The organism is Umboniibacter marinipuniceus (assembly GCF_003688415.1).
GTDB lineage: Bacteria > Pseudomonadota > Gammaproteobacteria > Pseudomonadales > DSM-25080 > Umboniibacter > Umboniibacter marinipuniceus.
Map to the genome: position 1 here is coordinate 129,842 of NZ_REFJ01000004.1, position 20,085 is coordinate 149,926.

Annotated in this window: 18 protein-coding genes; 6 read left to right on the plus strand and 12 right to left on the minus strand. The window is 49.8% G+C overall.

Annotated elements, in window-relative coordinates:
- Nucleotide 1: 1 nt before the first annotated feature.
- Nucleotides 2-1,216 carry a type II secretion system F family protein gene (locus DFR27_RS08905; protein ID WP_121877117.1) on the plus strand — a complete coding sequence of 405 codons (1,215 nt, stop codon included), beginning with the start codon at nucleotides 2-4 and terminating at the stop codon, nucleotides 1,214-1,216.
- Nucleotides 1,216-2,067, plus strand: a complete 852-nt coding sequence (locus DFR27_RS08910) for a prepilin peptidase (protein WP_121877118.1) — start codon at nucleotides 1,216-1,218, stop codon at nucleotides 2,065-2,067. The genes DFR27_RS08905 and DFR27_RS08910 overlap by 1 nt, the downstream gene beginning before the upstream one ends.
- Nucleotides 2,068-2,218: 151 nt before the next feature.
- Here the strand turns inward: DFR27_RS08910 and DFR27_RS08915 are convergent, their stop codons facing one another.
- The 3 genes from DFR27_RS08915 to nhaC all read right to left on the minus strand — a co-directional run bounded on the left by DFR27_RS08915 (nucleotide 2,219) and on the right by nhaC (nucleotide 6,202).
- Nucleotides 2,219-2,539 carry a YqcC family protein gene (locus tag DFR27_RS08915; protein WP_121877119.1) on the minus strand — a complete coding sequence of 107 codons (321 nt, stop codon included), beginning with the start codon at nucleotides 2,537-2,539 and terminating at the stop codon, nucleotides 2,219-2,221.
- A gap of 2 nt (nucleotides 2,540-2,541) precedes the next feature.
- Complete coding sequence (gene dinG / locus DFR27_RS08920; protein WP_121877120.1) at nucleotides 2,542-4,662, minus strand: ATP-dependent DNA helicase DinG; 2,121 nt, start codon at nucleotides 4,660-4,662, stop codon at nucleotides 2,542-2,544.
- Between the two features lie 85 nt (nucleotides 4,663-4,747).
- Nucleotides 4,748-6,202, minus strand: coding sequence for a Na+/H+ antiporter NhaC (nhaC, locus tag DFR27_RS08925; RefSeq protein ID WP_121877121.1), 1,455 nt, complete (start codon nucleotides 6,200-6,202; stop codon nucleotides 4,748-4,750).
- A 175-nt stretch (nucleotides 6,203-6,377) separates the two neighbouring features.
- Between nhaC and DFR27_RS08930 the strand changes: the two genes are divergently transcribed.
- On the plus strand, nucleotides 6,378-7,541 hold the full coding sequence (locus DFR27_RS08930) for a 1-acyl-sn-glycerol-3-phosphate acyltransferase (protein ID WP_121877122.1): 1,164 nt from the start codon (nucleotides 6,378-6,380) through the stop codon (nucleotides 7,539-7,541).
- A gap of 32 nt (nucleotides 7,542-7,573) precedes the next feature.
- Here DFR27_RS08930 and DFR27_RS08935 read toward each other — a convergent pair whose 3' ends face one another.
- From DFR27_RS08935 to ffh, 6 genes are all read right to left on the minus strand, one after another.
- Nucleotides 7,574-8,728, minus strand: a complete 1,155-nt coding sequence (locus DFR27_RS08935) for an acyl-CoA desaturase (protein ID WP_121877123.1) — start codon at nucleotides 8,726-8,728, stop codon at nucleotides 7,574-7,576.
- A 190-nt stretch (nucleotides 8,729-8,918) separates the two neighbouring features.
- The gene (gene rplS, locus DFR27_RS08940) at nucleotides 8,919-9,272 is read right to left on the minus strand and encodes a 50S ribosomal protein L19 (protein ID WP_121877124.1); all 354 of its coding nucleotides are present in this window, start codon (nucleotides 9,270-9,272) and stop codon (nucleotides 8,919-8,921) included.
- A 58-nt stretch (nucleotides 9,273-9,330) separates the two neighbouring features.
- The gene (gene trmD / locus DFR27_RS08945; RefSeq protein WP_281269018.1) at nucleotides 9,331-10,059 is read right to left on the minus strand and encodes a tRNA (guanosine(37)-N1)-methyltransferase TrmD; all 729 of its coding nucleotides are present in this window, start codon (nucleotides 10,057-10,059) and stop codon (nucleotides 9,331-9,333) included.
- A 35-nt stretch (nucleotides 10,060-10,094) separates the two neighbouring features.
- Nucleotides 10,095-10,631: a ribosome maturation factor RimM gene (rimM, locus tag DFR27_RS08950; RefSeq protein ID WP_121877126.1), complete on the minus strand. Its 537-nt coding sequence runs from the start codon at nucleotides 10,629-10,631 to the stop codon at nucleotides 10,095-10,097.
- A gap of 12 nt (nucleotides 10,632-10,643) precedes the next feature.
- Nucleotides 10,644-10,883 (minus strand): 30S ribosomal protein S16, encoded by a 240-nt coding sequence (gene rpsP / locus DFR27_RS08955; protein WP_121877127.1) that lies wholly within the window; start codon nucleotides 10,881-10,883, stop codon nucleotides 10,644-10,646.
- A gap of 188 nt (nucleotides 10,884-11,071) precedes the next feature.
- Entirely contained in the window at nucleotides 11,072-12,478 is a 1,407-nt protein-coding gene (gene ffh, locus DFR27_RS08960; protein ID WP_121877128.1) for a signal recognition particle protein, read from the minus strand.
- A 194-nt stretch (nucleotides 12,479-12,672) separates the two neighbouring features.
- Between ffh and DFR27_RS08965 the strand changes: the two genes are divergently transcribed.
- On the plus strand, nucleotides 12,673-13,470 hold the full coding sequence (locus tag DFR27_RS08965; RefSeq protein ID WP_121877129.1) for a cytochrome C assembly family protein: 798 nt from the start codon (nucleotides 12,673-12,675) through the stop codon (nucleotides 13,468-13,470).
- Nucleotides 13,471-13,475: 5 nt separating this feature from the next.
- Here the strand turns inward: DFR27_RS08965 and tadA are convergent, their stop codons facing one another.
- Nucleotides 13,476-14,009 carry a tRNA adenosine(34) deaminase TadA gene (gene tadA, locus DFR27_RS08970; RefSeq protein ID WP_425452020.1) on the minus strand — a complete coding sequence of 178 codons (534 nt, stop codon included), beginning with the start codon at nucleotides 14,007-14,009 and terminating at the stop codon, nucleotides 13,476-13,478.
- Nucleotides 13,999-15,891, minus strand: a complete 1,893-nt coding sequence (locus DFR27_RS08975) for an MFS transporter (protein WP_121877130.1) — start codon at nucleotides 15,889-15,891, stop codon at nucleotides 13,999-14,001. Before DFR27_RS08975 ends, tadA begins: the two co-directional genes overlap by 11 nt.
- 73 nt (nucleotides 15,892-15,964) lie before the next feature.
- On the opposite strand from DFR27_RS08975, the gene DFR27_RS08980 reads away from it, so the two are divergent.
- Entirely contained in the window at nucleotides 15,965-16,270 is a 306-nt protein-coding gene (locus tag DFR27_RS08980) for a polyhydroxyalkanoate synthesis regulator DNA-binding domain-containing protein (protein WP_121877312.1), read from the plus strand.
- Nucleotides 16,271-16,460: 190 nt separating this feature from the next.
- Nucleotides 16,461-17,372 (plus strand): acyltransferase, encoded by a 912-nt coding sequence (locus DFR27_RS08985; RefSeq protein ID WP_121877131.1) that lies wholly within the window; start codon nucleotides 16,461-16,463, stop codon nucleotides 17,370-17,372.
- 188 nt (nucleotides 17,373-17,560) lie between these two features.
- Here DFR27_RS08985 and DFR27_RS08995 read toward each other — a convergent pair whose 3' ends face one another.
- Nucleotides 17,561-20,041 (minus strand): DUF748 domain-containing protein, encoded by a 2,481-nt coding sequence (locus DFR27_RS08995; RefSeq protein ID WP_121877132.1) that lies wholly within the window; start codon nucleotides 20,039-20,041, stop codon nucleotides 17,561-17,563.
- Nucleotides 20,042-20,085 lie beyond the last annotated feature (44 nt).

Consider the following 20,085-nt stretch of genomic DNA (forward strand, 5'->3'; position numbering starts at 1 on the left):
TATGGCTACAGTAACTAAAGAAAAAGTATTCGAATACTCTGGATCTGACCGCCGTGGCAATAGCACCAAGGGTGAGATTCGCGCTGTAAGCTCAGCGGCCGCCAAGGCACTTTTGAACAAGCAAGGCATCATCGCCAAGAAGGTTCGTCCGAAGGCACAGCCGTTATTCGGGGCCTCAAAGAAGGTTACCCCACAAGACATCGCCCTTTTCACCCGTCAACTCTCTACCATGATGAAGGCGGGTGTTCCTCTGATTCAGTCCTTTGAGATTGTCGCCGAGGGCTCGGACAGTGCAGGCGTAAAGGAATTAATGACGGATGTCAGAGATACCGTGGCAGGCGGTGAGAGTTTTGCCAACGCCATCCGCAAACATCCAAAGTATTTTGATGACCTGTTTTGCGAACTTATTGCTGCCGGTGAACAATCGGGTGCACTTGAGACCATGTTGGATCGCGTTGCTACCTACAAAGAAAAGTCAGAGTCACTCAAGAAGAAAATCAAAAAAGCTATGACCTACCCCATTGCCGTCTTGGTGATTGCGGCCATTGTAACCGTAGTGTTGTTGGTAAAGGTTGTCCCACAGTTTGCCACCACCTTTGCCGGGTTTGGCGCCGAACTTCCCGCCTTCACGCTGTTTGTTTTGGGCCTCTCTGAAACCATGCAGGCCAATTGGTGGAAAATGTTAATAGGAATTGGGGTTATCGGCATTGCCTTTAAAGAAGCGAAGAGTCGCTCCAAGGCGTTCGCTGACGGCGTGGACAAGTTTGTTCTAAAGATTCCGGTGCTAGGCGCCATTCAAGAGCAGTCTGCTATCGCCCGCTTTGCTCGTACGCTATCCACCACGTTTGCTGCCGGTGTTCCGCTTGTTGATGCGCTAGACTCCGTAGCCGGCGCAGCGGGTAACGCCGTATTCCGTGATGCATCCAAGCAGGTTAAAGAAGACGTAACCTCTGGTATTGCGCTCAATGTTGCCATGCGCCAAACCGATACTTTTCCAAGCCTTGCCATTCAGATGACCGCCATTGGTGAAGAATCCGGCGCCCTAGATGAAATGCTAGACAAAGTCGCTACCTTTTATGAAGAGGCGGTGGACAACCTTGTTGACCAGCTTACGGCATTAATGGAGCCATTCATCATGGCTGTACTTGGTGTACTTGTTGGTGGTCTTTTGATTGCTATGTACCTACCCATCTTCTCCATGGGGAACGCGATGTAATGCTAGCGCTATTCCAACAACACCCCGGTTATTTTATTGCCGTCGCCACTCTATTAGGCCTAGTGGTGGGTAGTTTTCTAAATGTTGTCATTCATCGCCTACCTAAGATTCTTCAAGCCCAATGGGCTGCTGAATTTGCTGACGATGACGCTAACACCGAGAAGAAATATAATCTCGCGTTTCCCGCTTCGCATTGCCCTAGCTGCAACGCGCCTATCAAACCTTGGCAGAACCTCCCGCTCATCAGTTGGTTAATGCTCAAAGGCCGCTGTACTAGCTGTAAGGTGAAAATCCATTGGCGTTACCCAGCGGTGGAGCTAGCTACCGGTCTGCTCACTGGCTTTGCAGCCTGGTATATGGGTGTTGGCGCACCGGTGATGTATGTATTTCTCGCCATTTGGATTTTAGTCGCACTCATTGCCATTGATATTGACTGCTATCTATTGCCGGATTCTCTCACCCTCCCGCTACTCTGGGCCGGACTTATTGCTAACAGCATGGGTTGGTTCACAGATTTAGACTCTGCGCTTTGGGGTGCTGTTGCCGGCTATATGTCCCTTTGGCTAATCTTTTGGCTATTTAAACTTGCCACCGGTAAAGAGGGAATGGGCTACGGTGACTTTAAACTGCTTGCAGCGCTGGGCGCGTGGATGGGCTGGCAGGCGCTGCCAATGATTATTCTTATCAGCTCCTTTGTTGGTGCGGCACTCGGAATTTTGGCAATAGTTATTTCGGGCCGAGACAAAGCTAAGCCTATCCCCTTCGGCCCCTACTTGGCCATTGCTGGGCTACTGGTGTTTTTCTTTGAAGACTTTATCCGCCAAGCCATTCCGTTATTCGCAGGCCTCTAAAAGCCCTTAGGACGAGAGGCCAAACCGCCCCGAAGCTTAGGGGCGGTAGCACTTGCTCGGAGAAGCTTGCCTACCTTGAATAGGCTTGGGGAAGCTCACTGCTAGCAGAACGCAATAGATAGATAGATAGATAGATAGATAGATAGATAGATTAGCTACCCAACAAGTCATCTAAGTCCTGTAATAGCTCCACAATATAACGTCGTTCCGCTAAATCCTGCGCCCAGACCATTTCTGCCATCGGTGCTACGCCACTCAAGGCGGGCAAGGGTGCTTCAACGCGCAGCATTTCATCTAAACGCTCAATCAATACGAACTGCAACCACTGCTCAAACGGCATGGTGTCAGTAAAGAATGGAATTGTACTGTGGAAGGCACTCAGTTCAGGCCTGCTTGCAGACCAAAGTTTAGCGCGCTGTAACTCGGCTCTTAGAGCATCGAGTGCCATGGAAATCGCTTCGCGCTGCGCCATGATTACACCTCAATGCGCCGGCGATATGGCGGTAGCGAATTAAGTAATTGGTGACCGTAGCGCTTAGTTACCACACGTTTGTCTAGCAGGACTACCTGCCCGGTATCACGCTCAGTTCGAATCAAACGGCCACAGGCCTGTACCAATTTGAGCGATGCATCGGGCACCGATACCTGCATAAAGGAGTTACCTCCCTCCGATTCAATCCATTCTGATAGCTGCGCCTCAACTGGCGCATCGGGTACCGAGAAGGGCAGCTTTACAATCACAACGCGCTCGCAGTATTCACCGGGCAAGTCTAGTCCCTCGGCGAAGCTGGCGAGCCCTAACAGGCAACTTCGTTTACCTTCATCAATTCTAGCTTTATGCAACTCCAAAACACGAGAGCGCGAGAACTGCCCCTGATATAAGGTTTCTTCTAGCTGCTCCGCTGTTAAGGCCTCAACGTATTGCTCCATATGACGTCTTGCGGTAAACAGCACCAGTGTTGCTACGTCGTCATTCACCAAGGCAGGCAAGTCCGTCTCAATAAGGTGGTCGAAGGCTGAAGCCTGACTGGGGTCAACGGCAATAGGAGGGATCCACAGTTCCGCCACGTTGGCGAAATCAAAGGGGCTTTGCACTATGGCATAGGTGTCTTCGGCGGCGGTACCTGCACGCATCTTAAAGCGGTCAAAATGACCCAAACTAGATAGCGTTGCCGAGGTTACTACCGCGCCAAAGCATCTATTCCATAACTTATTCTGTAGGGTTCCCGAGGCTAAAATTGGGCTACAGCTCAACAGCGGGTCACCGTCATTTAACCAGGTAATCCAACGTGCATGCGGAAGACGACCGGCAATGTCTACGTCGGACCAAGCTTCCCAAAGCGCTAAATTCTCCTCACCCCGAGATACCGCTGCACCCACACCGGCTATGGCGGCCTCTAGTTGCCCACGCTCATCACCCACGGCTAATTCAATACCGTCTTGCAGTGCGTCCCGGAAACGCCCCAACCAACTATTGAGGCGCTTGTAGGTATCCCGGTTACGCTCAGCTTCATTGCGTAGCTGTGTTGGAACCTGGCCCTGAGGGAAGCGATATCTTGGCAGATCATGACGCTCATTAATGGGTATTTCGATCAGCGCGTTCATTACTGGTTCGAATTCCTGTTGAACGCGAATAGTATCGGCCACCGCACGTGGCAACTCGCCAACGGCAGCAAGCCCCAGCGATAATTTCTGAGCAAGGTCTAAGACAGGCGGTAATTGTTTCTCTAGGCTGGCCAGCCATTTGATTGAAGCATTCAGCCGACAGGTAGCCGCGAAATGATCCAACGCCTTATCAGGTAAATGATGTCCCTCATCAAATACATAGATGCTATCTTCTGGGCGTGAAAGGATGGCCCCACCCCCCAAACGAAGATCCGCAAGAACTAAATCATGATTGGCAACAATCACATCGGCAGACTCAAGACTTTCTCTGGCCTGATAAAACGGGCACGAATTAAACTGTTCACAGCGACGTCCGGTGCAGCGATTGTGATCCGTGGTCACACGGCGCCAGTTTTGATCTTCAATGGTGTCCGGCCAGGAATCCCTATCCCCTTCCCAACGCCTCGCATCAAAGGAGGCTTTTAGCTCCTCAAATAGTTCGCGCTGATCTTTGGTTGGCAAGCCGTCTGCTTCGTCAGGATATAAGCCCAATGAACCCTGAGAGGGGTCCGCATTAGAAAGTTGTTGTTGAAGCTGAACGGGACACAGGTAACGCCCTCGTCCCTTCGCTAATTCAAAGGAAAACGACAGCCCACTATGACGCAGTACCGCAGGCAAATCCTTATGCAGAATTTGCTCCTGAAGTGCAACCGTAGCGGTGGAAACAATGAGCTTCTTATCGTGACGTTTTGCCAAGGGGATGGTAGGAATTAAATAGGCGATGGTTTTACCCGTCCCCGTACCCGCCTCGATAACGGCCAAGCCACCAGAGACGCGCTCACCGGACTCATCGTCAATTTCAACGGCGCCCATCGCTCTAGCGATATGAGCAATCATTTCCTTCTGACCTTGACGCGGGCCGAGGTCATTCGCCTTGAGGTAGCGACTGTAGGCCTTCTGAATAGTCGACTTGTCAGAGTCATTCAACATTGTATAAACCTAGGCGAATAGAGAGGCTGCAGTTTACCATGTGAACCGCGCCTCCCAACTACCCCATCAGTGAATTTTTTAATTCTTAAGCCGCTGCCTGCGTCTCGTTCTTTGCCAGCTTAATATTTAACAGGCCATAGGCAATACCAATGAATGGGCAGATGATATTGAAGAGCGCCCAGGGAGCGTAGGTCCAAGTAGCAATCCCTAGCGTTGCAGCCATGTAGGCACCACACGTATTCCAGGGAATAAGTGGCGAGGTAATGGTGCCCGCATCCTCTAGGCTTCGGGAAAGATTTAATGCGTTAAGTCCCCGGCGCTCGAATTCTAAACGATACATTCTTCCAGGCAACACAATCGCCATGTACTGATCCGAGGTGACCACGTTAGCGGCAAAGGCCGTTACAATAGTGGTTGTGATCAACGAACCCGTTGAGTGCACCATACTTAGCGCCCCGCCCACGAGCTTCTCTAAAATACCAACTTTCTCAATGGCACCACCAAATGCCATGGCGCAAACAATTAACCAAACGGTGTTCAGCATACTGCTCATTCCACCTTTGGAAAGCAGCGAACCCAGCATCTCATTGTTTGAATCCGAGGTGTAACCGTCAAATAAAGTAGTCCATATGCCCTTCAAGTGCAGCGCCACTACGCCCAAATCTCCTACCTCTCCTGCTAGCTTTTCAACCGCCTGAGGTTGGAGCACTGCGGCCATAATGGCGCCAAACAGTGCACCCAGCAAAATAGTTGGGAATGCCGGTACTTTTTTATAGGCAAGAAACAAGAGGAACACCAGTGGTAGCAAGCTAATCAGCGAGATATTGAATTCAACCTGAATGGCGGATACTAAAGCGGTAATTTCTACCGGCGTTATTTGCGCATCATTACCAAAGCCTAAGAACGCGAAGAACACTAACGCCACAACATAGGCGGGAACGGTAGTCCACAACATATGGCGTATATGATCGAACAAATTAACCCCGGTAATTGCCGACGCCAAGTTAGTGGTTTCGGATAACGGCGACAGCTTGTCGCCAAAGTAGGCGCCCGAAATAATGGCTCCAGCAGTAATGGCGGGATCCAGCTGTAATGCTTCAGCAATACCAATCAAACCAATGCCCAATGTGCCTGCGGTGGTCCACGAGGAGCCAATGCTGACCGAGACCAAAGCGCAGATAAGACAGGCGGCAAAGTAGAAAATTGATGGATCGAGAATCTGAACACCGTAGTAAATCATTGCTGGCACGGTACCCGATAAGATCCAGGTGCCAATCAACGCGCCAACCGCAAGCAAAATCATGACCGAGCCGAAGGCCAGCGAAATCCCCTTAAGCATCCCCTCTTCGAAGCTCTCCCAGCTCATGCCGTTGTAGATACCAATGAGGCCAGTGATGGCAGCACACAATAGCAACGCAATTTGATTGGCGCCATAGGAGGAATCTGCGCCGTACAGATAAACGGACGCGGACAACATCAGTATTAACGAGATAACTGGAATGAGTGATTGCAAATATGAGGGTGATTTTACGGTAGACATAACGCTTATGACTCTGGCTATTATTATGCGTTACAGTTTGCCGCAAACTCATGCGAAGTGATAGTTCCCGCCAAAAAAAATCATTTCTTTGCCAAGTGACTAATCGGTCATTGTTGTTTGCACGAATCTAACTTAAAATCGACCTCCTATTAAACCGTGGTATTTGAAAGCATTTATGGCAAATTTCGACGACATTCGCCCCTTTAACGATGGCGAAGTACAACCTACTCTGCAAAAACTTATTCGTGATCCGGAGTTATTAGCAACCTTTAGCCAATACAAATTCAGCAATTGGCCGAAATTCCTGCGTCAATCACTCGGCAGCAAGCTCGTTTCAATTGGACTACGTCGCCACGTCAACAAACTTCAGACAGTCCGTGACTTTCAGGAAGATGTTGAGCAATACATGAATAAGATGATCAGGGAAACCATTACTGATCTGTCGGTGGAGGGCGTTGAGAATATCCCTAAGGGTGCTTGCCTGTTCATCTCCAACCATCGCGATATCGCTATGGATCCGGCGTTAATCAACTGGAGTATCTTCCAGCACGGCCGCGACACCGTCCGCATCGCCATTGGCGATAATCTCCTGTCGAAGCCATGGACTAGTGACGTGATGCGCCTTAACAAGAGCTTCATTGTGCAACGCTCTATCACTGCACCACGCAAACTGTTCGCTGCGTTTAAAAAGTTATCGGCCTATATCGGCCATTCTGTAACCGTGGATCAACATGACGTGTGGATTGCGCAGCGCGAGGGAAGAGCAAAGGATGGTGTGGATATCACTGAGCCGGCAATTATTAAAATGTTTGCAATGAGTAAGGCTAAGGATGAATCACTGGCGGCGTACCTTAATACACTCAATATCGTGCCCGTGAGTCTAAGCTACGAGTATGATCCGTGTGACGTTGCCAAAGCACGAGAACTAACGCTTAAAGCCACTACCGGTCACTACGAAAAGGGTGAACACGAAGATATTCAAACTATTGGGGCTGGTATTACTGGGTTCAAAGGACGAGTGAGTGTTGCTTTCGGTAAACCGCTCAACCAATTGAACGATGAAACCACCGCCGATGAACTAGCAGCCATGATTGACGAATCGATTCTTGCGCAGTATGAAATTCGACCTGCGAATATTTTAGCGCTGCAAAAACTTGATCCTGAACGTGAAATTGACGCCACCGCTTTTAACGTCTCCGCCCAAGATATTGCTCAACAACAAGCTGTATTTGAGCAACGCCTTGCTGATTGCGATGAAGCCTATCACGCCCAATTGCTCAGCGCCTATGCTGCGCCACTCAAGCGCAAATTAGCACTGGCAACAAAAAAGGAGTCCTAAGGACTCCTTTTTACACTTCGCAACTCACGCTATCAGCAGGCTGCCAGGCGATTCACGAAACGAATCATCCGCTTACGCTGCTGTTTTATTTCAAACTCCAATGCCGCAAGCTTTTCGGAGATGACCAGTAGCTCTGTTTCGGCCATTGAACGCAACTCTTCGCCGCGCTGTTCCATCAACTCCTTTTGCGCTTCAACCCAACTTAGACGAAGCTCTTTCCAGTGTTGTAGCTGCTGTTGGAAGCGCATAGACTCCAAGGCAATCTGATCGCTAAAACGAAGTGAAAGTGGCTTTGACTTAAAGGTCTCTTCCGCTCTCTTAAGCTGGGTCTCAATCATCGCCTGATTGATCTTAGCCGCAGGGGTTCGCTTCAACTTACTCGCCAGTCCTAGCTTGGAGGCCACAAAGATTAGCCATTTCGTTGGATCGTATTGCCACCACTTAACACCATTTCGATAATCACCTTGGAAGAGGTGGTGATAGTTATGGTAACCCTCACCGTAGGTAAAGAACGCCAAGACATCGTTATCACGAGCCGTATTGGCTTCGGTATAGGGACGACGCCCCCAAATATGCGCCAAGGAATTAATGAAGAACGTGGTGTGGTGCGAAACTACTAAACGTAAGAAGCCGATGAGCAATGCGCCCGCGACGATATCACCAAGCAACCAACCCAATGCCAGCGCCGGAATGAAATTCATGGCGATTGCCAACACTACATAGTGCTTGTGCTGCCAGACCACAATTGGATCACGCTGTAGATCTTTGACGTTGGAAAAATCCACTTTGCCACTGGGGTAGGCGCGGAGCATCCAGCCAATATGAGAGAAGAAAAATCCGCGTTTAGCCGAATAGGGATCGCGCTCATTATCGTCTACATGGCGATGGTGACGGCGATGACCTGACGCCCACACTAAAATACTATTCTGCGTGGCGGCAGCACCAAATAGTGCGAACAACAAACGGAGACTCCAGTGAGCGCGGTAGCTATTGTGCGCCCACAATCGGTGATAGCCGGCAGTGATCGACATGCCGTTAGCGCCAAGCACTAAGATGGCGGCAAGCCACATCGCACCACTGTAACCCACGGCGTAGCCGTACCAGGGAACGCCAATCACAGTAACAATAGTGGTAAATAAGAACACGGTGACCGGAAGCCACATAATGGGGGGTTTTTCTGACTGCATAACACTTTCCAATACTTCTGATGCAGCCACTTTACGAAAGCCAGCTCTACGAAACATGACAGAATACGACACACAGACAAAAGGCAGCCATACCGCCGTTCAGCGAATTCTAGCTATAAAAAAAGCGCCCCCTGTTAACCAAGGCGCGCTCTTTTGGTGCTACCGAAGTAGCAAGATGGTTAAGCTAAACTTAGCTCAACTTCTCTTTGATACGTGCTGAACGACCAGAACGCTCACGCAAGTAGTACAACTTCGCGCGACGAACGTCACCACGACGCTTAACGCTAATGCTGTCAACCAACGGGCTGTAAGTCTGGAACGTACGCTCTACACCAATACCGTGAGAAATCTTACGGACGGTGAAAGCTGAGTTTAGGCTGCGGTTACGCTTAGCAATAACAACACCTTCAAACGCCTGTAGACGCTCACGGTTGCCTTCTTTAACCTTAACCTGAACAACGACTGTATCACCAGGTCCGAAGACTGGGATTTCTTTGTTCATCTGCTCTGCTTCAAGCTGAGCAATAATTTTGTTGGCGCTCATTTCAGTGCTCCTGTTAATCACTTTTTCCAGCTTGGCTATCAAAGCCAGGCATCATAAATTATTTCTGTTTCCGTTCCTCGAGGTATTCCTCAAGTAAACGCTGCTGTTCGTCGCTCAGCTCCAGACGCTGTAGCAAATCCAAACGCCGCTCGTAAGTGCGGCCCAACGACTGTTTTAATCGCCATTGGCGAATTCGCTCATGATTTCCCGACAATAACACCTCGGGAACCGTTTCGCCTTCGTATACTTCTGGACGAGTATAGTGAGGGCAATCGAGCAATCCATCCGAAAATGAATCTTGCTCGGCTGATTGGTTGTGTCCAAGAACTCCCGGTAATAATCGCACTATTGCGTCAATCATCACCATGGCGCCCAGCTCACCGCCGCTCAACACGTAATCACCGATAGACCATTCTTCGTCTATCTCGGCATTGATCAATCGTTCATCAACACCTTCGTAGCGCCCGGCCAGAAAAACCAAACCGGGTTCTGCCGCCAACCGCTGCGCTGCGCGCTGATTGAACGGCTGTCCCTGAGGGGACAAATAGATAACCTTAGAACCTTCGCCCGCCCATGCTTTAGCCGCATGAAGCGCTTGTTTAAGTGGCTCAACCTTCATCAACATACCAGGGCCGCCCCCGTAAGGACGGTCATCGACAGTATGATGTCGATCGTGCGTAAAACTACGCGGATTCCAAGCTTCCAGTGCAACCGATCCCTGATCTATTGCTCTGCTAGATACACCATATTGGCTAATAGCAGAGAGCATTTCAGGGAATATGCTCACAACCCCATATCGTTTTGCGCGACGACGATCGCTACTCAAAACTCAGGGTCCCAGTCGATCAGCATTTCACCGACTGCGATATCCACATTGAGGATGTACTGTTCGGGCACGAAGGGAATAAGGCGCTCGCGTTCATCGATGCTACCTTTACAGCCGCGTACTACAAGGACGTCGTTAGCACCCGTCTCAACTAGGCGCTGTACCTTTCCCAAGAGTTGACGTTCGCCGCTGTACTCACTGACAACATGCAAACCAATCAACTGACTCCAGTAGTACTCTCCCTCGTCTAGCGGTGGTAACTGGCTATTAGCTACCACACAATCCGATTGACAGTAAGTTTGTGCAATATCGCGGTCATCGACACCTTTAAGGTGGGCAATTAAGCCCTTCCCATGTCTCTGCCACTGATCAACCTCAACTGTTTTATCGCCTTGCGGCGTTTTAACAGTCCAGGGCTGGTAATCAAATATATTTTCAATGGGTGAGGTATAAGAATAAATCTTAACCCAACCTTTCACTCCGAATACCGAAGTGATTTTCCCTACGGTTAACAATTTCGCGTTATTTTCCATAGGGGCAGCGAATTACTTCGCTTCTTTCAATAGCTTAGCAACGCGATCAGTTGGTTGTGCGCCTTTGCTCAACCAGTACTCTGCACGTTCGCTATCAACGCGTAAACGCTCTTCTTGACCACGGGCTACCGGGTTGAAGAAGCCAACACGCTCAATGAAACGGCCGTCACGCGAATTGCGTACGTCACTTACTGTGATGTGGTAGAACGGGCGCTTTTTTGAGCCACCACGTGCTAGTCGAATAGTAACCATACGTATACGTATCCTGTAGTTAAAATTAGCACGAAAAGCGTGCAAACATCTTAGAGCCTCAAAACCCATGCACAGGCATAGCTTTGAGGCGCGCTATCATACGGAAAAAAAGCCCTCGATGCAAAGCCTAGTTTCCCCTTATAGAGAAAGGCGATTACACCAAGATGGAACTCGTAGCTAAAACTAGCTTAGAGCCCAGGGAATCCGCCCCCACCAGGGAACTTACCACCCGGTGGCATGCCGCCTTGTCCAGGCATCATTCCACCCATGCCGCGCATCATATTAGACATGCCGCCTTTTTTACCCATTTTCTTCATCATTTTAGCCATTTGCTTGTGTTGCTTGAGCAAACGATTCAAATCCTGAATTTGTGTTCCTGACCCCATGGTAATACGACGCTTTCGCGATCCGTTAAGCAGGTCTGGATTAGCTCTTTCAGCTGGCGTCATTGAGTCAATGATGCACTCCATACGCTTAAAATTCTTGGTCACCTCAGGGTTCTGCGCCATCTGACTTACTTGGCCCATACCCGGCATTTTATCTAAAATACCGCCGATACCACCGAGGTTTTGCATTTGCTGGAGCTGGTCGCGAAGATCTTCGAGATCAAAGGCTTTACCCTTCTTAACCTTCTTCGCCAGCTTCTCAGCTTTCTTCTTATCCAGCTTACGCTCAGCTTCCTCGATCATGGTGAGCATATCGCCCATACCCAAAATACGTGAAGCGATACGATCAGGGTGGAATGGCTCTAGCGCGTCAACTTTCTCGCCGGCACCAATAAATTTAATTGGTTTGCCCGTTACATGACGAACCGAGAGCGCTGCACCGCCGCGAGCGTCACCATCTGTTTTGGTGAGAATTACACCCGTTAGTGGCAACGCTTCATTGAAAGCCTGTGCCGTATTCACAGCATCTTGACCAATCATCGCATCAATGACGAACAAGGTTTCAACCGGATTAACCGCGGCGTGAAGCGCTTGAATTTCCGCCATCATTGCGTCATCAACAGCTAGTCGGCCCGCAGTATCCACAAGTAGCACATCGGCGTGCGTCTTACGGGCAGCATCGATGGCACCCGTTACGATATCAACAGGCTTTTCATCGGCCGTTGAAGGGTGAAAGATTGCATCCACTTCAGCGGCGAGCGTCTGCAGCTGTTTAATCGCCGCAGGGCGATAAACGTCAGCCGAAACGACCATGACCTTTTTCTTTTCACGTTCGATGAGGTATTTGGCAAGTTTAGCCGTAGAGGTGGTCTTACCTGCACCCTGCAAGCCGGCCATCAATACCACTGCCGGTGGCGTTGCCTTTAGGTCTAGGCTCTCATTGGCCTCGCCCATGACGAGCGTTAGCTCATCATTTACAATCTTAATAAACTGCTGACCAGGATTTAGACTCTTGGCCACCTCGGTGCCCACTGCACGCTGCTTAACCTGCTCAACAAAGCTCTTTACAACAGGGAGCGCCACGTCGGCATCAAGCAATGCCCGGCGAACTTCACGCAGGGTATCTTTAATATTGTCTTCGCTTAATTTCGCCTTGCCCTGAATGGAGCGTAGCGTTGACGATAAGCGATCGGATAGTGAATCGAACATAAAGCTTTCCACAAGATAAATTCTGTTAGCCGCGCATCATAGCACAGACCTGAGTGTAGTTTAATCACCTCGTAGTACTTATTCATCGCAAAAAAGCCGACACTTAAGCTGTAAAAAAGTTGCCAACACGCAGACGAATAAACGACAATCACAGTTACTAGCGCACTTTATGCATCACAACCAAGGCAACTGCCATGTTCGATAGCTTAATTGTAATTTCCGCGGCCATTTTTCTCAGTTTAGGCTGGAGTCAACTTCGTGCTCTCAAGCACGGCAAGCCACGCCATGCCAAGCTTGGCACTAGCGGCCTATTAATCGCCTGCGTGCTCGCTATGCCGCCATTACTTGCTGCGCTCTATGACGGTTACGCACTTCGTCTTGGCCTTCTTAACGTGCTCGCACTCATCATGATTAGCTCTCAGTGGGTGTTACTTATTGCCAGTGTTCGCCAACCTACCCAAGGGCTGTCTTTTGCACTCGGCCCCATTACTGCCCTCACCCTGTTCGGTCTGTTACTTGGTGACCAGGACCTAGCAACGCCCATCAGCGACCTAAGCCCCGGCTTGATCGCCCATATATTACTTTCAGTACTTGCCTATAGCTTCCTGACTAGCGCGGCAATACAAGCCATCTTAACCGCTATTCAGCATCGGCAGCTGCGCAATCACAACGTCACGGGATTCAGTTCAGTTATGCCCCCGCTTCAGACCATGGAAGCTATTCTATTTAGCTTTCTCTGGGCAGGTTTCATCATCCTCAGCGCGGCCATCGCCACTGGCTTTATCTACGTAGAGGATCTGTTCGCTCAACATCTTGCTCACAAGACTGTACTCAGTATCATGGCGTGGTGCTTCTATGCGGGATTGTTAGTGGGACATTATGCGTTAGGTTGGCGCGGACAGCGGGCAACTACGCTCACCTTCGTTGGTTATGGCCTGTTGCTCTTGGCCTACGTGGGTAGCCAGTTAGTCTTGGAATACTTCATTAAGTAGTTGAACTATGACGCGCTCGGGTCGCTCTTTAGGTTCACCAACTTTTCAACGTCGCATTCCACTTGCTTAGCGAGCTTTTCAGCCTTTTTTTCTGCTCGTCTACGCTTGAAGAACCCCTGAAGCAAAACTTTCGCCTCCTCAGCGAGTACTCCTCCCTCAACCTCAGGCCAGGCATTAAGCCACTCAGACTTAAAGAAGTTTGCCTGGCTTTTCGCCACCCCTGACTTTGGCTCATCGGCACCAAAAATAACTCGCTTCACTCTACTATGAACAATTGCTCCGGCACACATGGAGCAGGGTTCCATGGTGATGTATATTTCGGCTTCGGGCAGTCTGTAATTTTGCAAATTCTTGGCCGCTTGCCGAAGTGCCACCATCTCAGCATGAGCTGTGGGATCATGGGTGGTGATAGGTTGATTAAAGCCTTCACCAATGATTTCTCCATCAAGCACTACCACGGCGCCAACGGGAACCTCATTTATGTCGGCGCCCATAGCTGCTAGTTCAAGCGCCCTGCTCATAAAGTAGTTATCGTTCAATCTGTTCTTCCTTCGCTAACATTGTGGCAATCTGCTGCTGTAATACTTCGGCCGTCGCTTCCTCTGGTACCACTGGGCACCCAAACTCCACGCCTACACGAGAATACACGCGCTTGAACGGCTTGCGCATTGCCCGCCCCCATCGACGGGAGAAAAAACTCCCCCAGAGGCCGTGTAAGGCAGCCGGTATCACCGGCACGGGCACTTCTGCTAACACTCGTTCAAAGCCCGTTCGAAACGTCTGAAGCTCTCCCGTTTCACTGAGCTTCCCCTCCGGAAAGACCAGCACCAACTCACCGTCGCGTAGCGCTTGTTTAATTGCATCCATAGCTTCACGATAGCACTTCTCATCTTCGTGGCGCGGCGAAATGGGTATGGCTCCCGCCCAACGAAGTATTGGTCTCAGCACTCGTATGTCATAGAAGGGCTTGTACATAACGAATCGCAAAGGTCTAACGCTAGCTGCGCCTAATAGCATCCAATCTATAAAGGTAACGTGATTTGCCAAGATTAATCCCGGTCCGGTCTCGGGTAGGTTTTCTCTCCCTGCAACGCGTAGCCGGTAGCTTAATTGTGCCACCAGCCACATCAGCATACGGATAAAGTAGGCAGGAACGGCTTTCACAATCACCGCTAACACCACCAGATTACCCAGTGCTGTGAGCAATAGCAGCGTGGAGAGCGACCACTCCAGAATCACCAAGACAACAATACTAAACAGCGCTGCGACAACCATGAAGAGCGCGTTCATCACGCTATTAATAGCCATGGTGCGCCCGCGCATATCGCTGCTGGTCTTCGCCTGAATAAGCGCCATAAGTGGCACAATGTACAACCCACCGAATACGCCTATTAAGACAACGTGAAGGCCCACCCAAATTCCACTTCCAGAACTGAAAAACGACAGCGCACTCACCAACTCCACCCCGCCAGCAGCGGGAGCGAAGGCGAACAAACTACCAAAAACTGCCATCCCTATGGCACCCAACGGCACTAAGCCAATCTCCAAACGTCCTGCCGACAATCTTTCACACAGCAGTGAACCCGCGCCAATGCCTACCGAAAAAATGGCTAATAAAACACTGACAACGGTGGCATCACCACCGAGAACCGACTTACTGAAGCTTGGCAATTGCGTAAGCACTACCGTTCCGAGAAACCAAAACCAAGACACCGCCATAATGGCGAGTAACACCCCCGGTGTCTTACGAATTTCCTTAACGGCTAATTGGCCCATGCGCCAGATATTCCAGTCAACCTTCGCCGTGGTATCTTGACTTGGTGGCGCGGGCGGAACATAACAGGCGAAGACATAACCCAATATCGCTACGCAGACAATCAAGCCACATAACCAATACAGAAGCAGTTGACTACTCGCGAAAATGCCACCAACTAAGGTTCCCACGAGAATAGCGACAAAGGTCCCTAGTTGAACCAGCGCATTACCGCCCACGAGTTCGTGCATGGCTAGGTGCTGTGGTAGCAGTGAATACTTGGCCGGCGCAAAGAAGGCACTTTGTAGACCGAAACCGAACAATACCGCCAACATTAATTTAACGTCGCCGCTCAATAGGGCTGGCACGGCGGCGAATGCGAGTAAACATTCCGTCAATTTGAGGCGTTTAATGATGAGTTGTTTATCAACGGTATCGGCAATGTTTCCAGCCACCAACGCAAAGAGAAAGAAAGGAAGAATAAACAGGCCAGCTGCCAGGTTATTTATAAGGCCAATTTCCTGCTCACTGCGCGCGGCACCAAACGCTACGATTATCAGCAGGGCGTTCTTAAATAGATTGTCGTTAAACGCACCGAGAAACTGGGCCACAAAATACGGACCAAATCGTTTTTCTCGTAACAACTGAAGGGATGACGAAGTCTTCACTTTCTATCCTCTTAACTTGGCTTTTATTGGTGAAACGCTGGGAATCACCCACGACTTTCTCTATTCTAGCCTTATGATCACGCTTAAAAAATATCCCAATAGACGAATCTATGATACGTCAATTAGTCGCTACATCACACTTGATGATGTCCGAGATATGATTTCCTCCAGTGAAGCATTCACTGTTGTGGATTCTAGAACGGGGGTGGACCTCACGCGTACTACTCTACTGCAAATTCTCTTCGACATCGAAAGTGAAAAGCAATTTGCGCTGCTTTCCCAGCAGGCGCTCGCCTCGCTTATTCGCCTCCACAGCTCCCCGGATAAAGCAAAATTCGCACCGGTAATTGATCAACTGCTGAATATCTCTGATGTGTAACTCAGCGCTCTGATCAAACCAATATCGCTTTCAAGCCACATGCGAATTCACTTTAAACGGTCAGTGATGAGGGTTGATGAGCAGCGCTTATATGAAATACTGAAAAGGCAAAAACGAGCGTATTCTCATCAAGAATACTTCGGCGTATAATCACGCCAAAGGCCAAGCAACCAAATTAGTTGAGTAAATTATGAGTACCCTGAACCGCTATCAACCTTCGTTTTCGCTGCTGCGCGGACTGATTGCCGTAACCATCATGATTACCAATACGCTCATATGCTTCTTACCGCTTGTCCTGGTCAGTGCCTTGCGCGTATTACCAATGCGAAGCTGGCAGACCTTGTGCACCCGCCTAGCATGCTCTATAGCTACCTTCTGGATCAGTGTGAATAGCTGGGCCCTCAGCATCACTGAAGCAGACCACTGGAACGTGGACGTGCCGGAGAACTTATCCCCCGATAAGTGGTACTTCGTTACGGCCAACCATCAAAGTTGGGCCGATATTCTCATCGCCCAGCGGATTCTCAACCGTAAAGTTCCCATGTTGAAGTTCTTTCTCAAGCGCGAATTATTCTGGGTACCCGTTCTGGGAATTTGTTGGTGGGCGTTAGACTTTCCCTTTATGCGCCGCTACAGCCGCGAATACCTCGCCAAACATCCGCACAAGCAAGGTAAAGATTTGGCTGAGACACGCAAAGCATGCGAAAAGTTTCAATACACACCCACCGCCGTCTTCAATTTTATGGAAGGCACTCGCTTTACTGAGCAAAAATACCAACTAAAACAAAGTCAGTTTCAACATTTACTTCCGCCAAAAGCTGGCGGTGCCGGCTTCGTTTTAGGCGCCATGGGAAACACTCTGGATACACTGCTCGACATCAGCATCCACTACCCACACGGCAGACCCACCTTCTGGGATTTCCTCTGTGGAAAAGCTGGCGCGGTTGAAGTATCTGTCCGAAGTGTAAGCATCCCAGACCATGTTCGCGGTGGTGATTATCAGAACGACGCCCGCTACAAAGGCGATGTTCAGGAGTGGGTGAATAACGTGTGGCACGAGAAAGACCAGCTCCTCACCACACTTAAAACATCGAAAGACTAACTCTATTAGAAGGCACATCCACTGGCGGCCAAAAAAGCCCCAGCAAAGCTAAAACCAGCAAGGCTAAAACCAGCGAAGCTAAAACCAGCGAAGCTAAAACCAGCGAAGCTAAAACCAGCGAAGCTAAAACCCAGAGAGGTAACCCCCAGCGAGACTAAAACCAAGCCGCCGCTATACGCTCTCGAACGTTACTCCACCGCGAGTTCAATGGATAGAATTAATTCCACCTCAGTGGTTGGCGCGGAGGTTCTAACGGGGTTAATGACCTGAATTCGCCCCTCATCTAACTGTGTCTCATCCACCAGGTAGCTAACAATCCTCTGAGCTCTCTCATCAGCAAGCGACTCAAGGCGCTCCTGCTCACGCTCAGCGAGAGGTTGGGGCTGATCCGTGTCTAAACTATTATGCGCGGTTGGCGTGATTCGCAGTACTAGGTCTGGCTTACTTAACAGCGCTTCAACTAGGTGATCAAGCTTGAGTTTCTCGGACGCCCTGAGCTCGTAACTGTTAGGGCTAAATAGGACGACATTTAAATCATCTTGCCCCACCAAACTACCTAACAGCGTGAAGGGGGACGTCGCCGCGTTGATAATCGCTTGGGTCATCACTTCAGCAACCACACTGCCTACAGAGAAGCTGGGATCATCCAAGTTACCGCGAATGGGGAGCGATAGCTCAATGTCGCCGTTTGAATCACTGAGCATGGCCGTGGCAAGTGGCAGCGGAAGGGTGTTCTCATCACGAATAGCTCGCCCGAGCTCAAAACTACGCACCTTAAGCTCGTTGTCAACGGCCAAAGCCGAATCACTGATGGTGTAGCGCCCGTCAAGGTTGAAGGTTCCCCGCTGCACTTCATAACCACTTAGCGCGGCAATATAGCCGGAGATATTCGCCATTGGTAGATCCGCTATACGATACGTAGCCACCGTATTGTCATCCTGGGTGGCGCCATCAAATTCCAAGATTCCAGCTCGGCCGAAGTTCATCCTAGCAATGGCAGATTCAGGGCGCTTCACCGAACTCACGCCGTTCACCTGAATATGATCCAGACCAATCGTCATATCGAAGGGTGAGGTCAAGGAGTCATCACTAAAACGAAACTGCCCATTCTCGACTCGAGCCACCTGCACTGCCAAGCCGAACTGAGCGCCCACTTCCTCGACTTTTTTACCTTCCTCAATAAGCGTCTCTTCACTTACACGAGCCAGCGACAAGAGACTGAATTCGCCATCGGAATTAATAGACAGCGTCAACTCAGAGTCTATTAGCGCCGCCTCTTCCGCACGAACCATCATGTTCCCGAGGTTAAAGTCCAGTCCGATAACTTGTAGGCTTTCGTGACCAGCAATGAAACTGCCATCGCGTCGATCGATGAGCCGTAGGTTATCAACAGAAACGTCGCCTAGGTACTCCACCGTTGGACTGCCCTCACCGACCATATTGGCGTTGAGGTGCCCATTCAATGTAATCGAGCCCTGCTCGATGTCAGCCCAAGTAACACTATCTAAATAGGGCTGAAACTGGCTGAGCTCTAGTTGACTAATAGTGATATTGGCATCTGAGACCAGTGGGATTAATTGCAGTTTCCCGTCAATCGTAATGGACGATTCTCCACCCAAGCTAGCTTGAAAGTTAACGTCCGCCTCTTGAAATGGTTTGGTCTCAAAATTCTCCAGTGATATATCGATGGGGCCCAACTGGTAGTTGGCCTCGCGTTCTAATGACAAGTCCCAGAAATTAAGCTGATAGTTGTTGATTGCCACCTGATGAAGCGCAACTATCCATCCTTCGCTAGTATTATCTGACACTACTGAATCCTTGGGACTAGCCGCCATACCTTGGTCTTCTTCCGAAGTTTGGTCAGCTATTGGCGAATCCGTCGCGTCAGAGCTTGATGAAGCAGACTGATCCACGAGGGTCACCTCGGTTGCCGTCTCGATTTTACTATTGTCTTGGTTTGCAACAGGAATCACCGAGCCCAATAAGCGATTGACGTTCACATCCCCATTTTCGGACACCCATCCGTTTGCCACCAGCGAGGACGAACGAATACTATCAATATCTACACGCTCTAGTATTGGGTCCACCATCAGACCATCAATCTCCAACCGCTCAATCACCACCAGTTCCTCCGCCGGAGGGTTGGGATGTTGTTGGTCACTAAACCCTAAACTTGCCCGCTGAAGTTGAAACGAGAGCAGTGAAAACCGCCAAGGTTCACTATCTTCCTTAGATGGTTCAACTTCTTCAGTGGTAGACGACTGTAGCGCTAACTTCTCATTAACTAGCGTTAACTGGCGTTGCAGGTTCGAATCACCGTCGGCGGTTTCAACATTAACGTCTAGCTCCGTGATCGAAACCGATTCGAGCTGCACTTCGCCACGAAATAACGCCGCAAGGTTGACATCAACAGCTAAATTGCCAATTTGGGCCAGCACTTGGTCACGATCGTCGCGCAGCTCAATTTCATCGAGGGTTATGGCGGCTTGATGCCAAGTGATATCGGGAGTTGCCATGCTTAGGTTTAAGCCATAACTTGGCGCAATTCGCTGAGTGACGATGTGTTTGAGGGCAGTTGGCGTTGCAACAAGCAAAATGATGACTAAAAGCAGTACCGAAACAAGCACCTTGAACCAACGTGAATTTACCAATCGAGCATCCTTCGCCATACCTTTACCTTATTGTTATCCCTTAATTTAGTATACGTAACTCT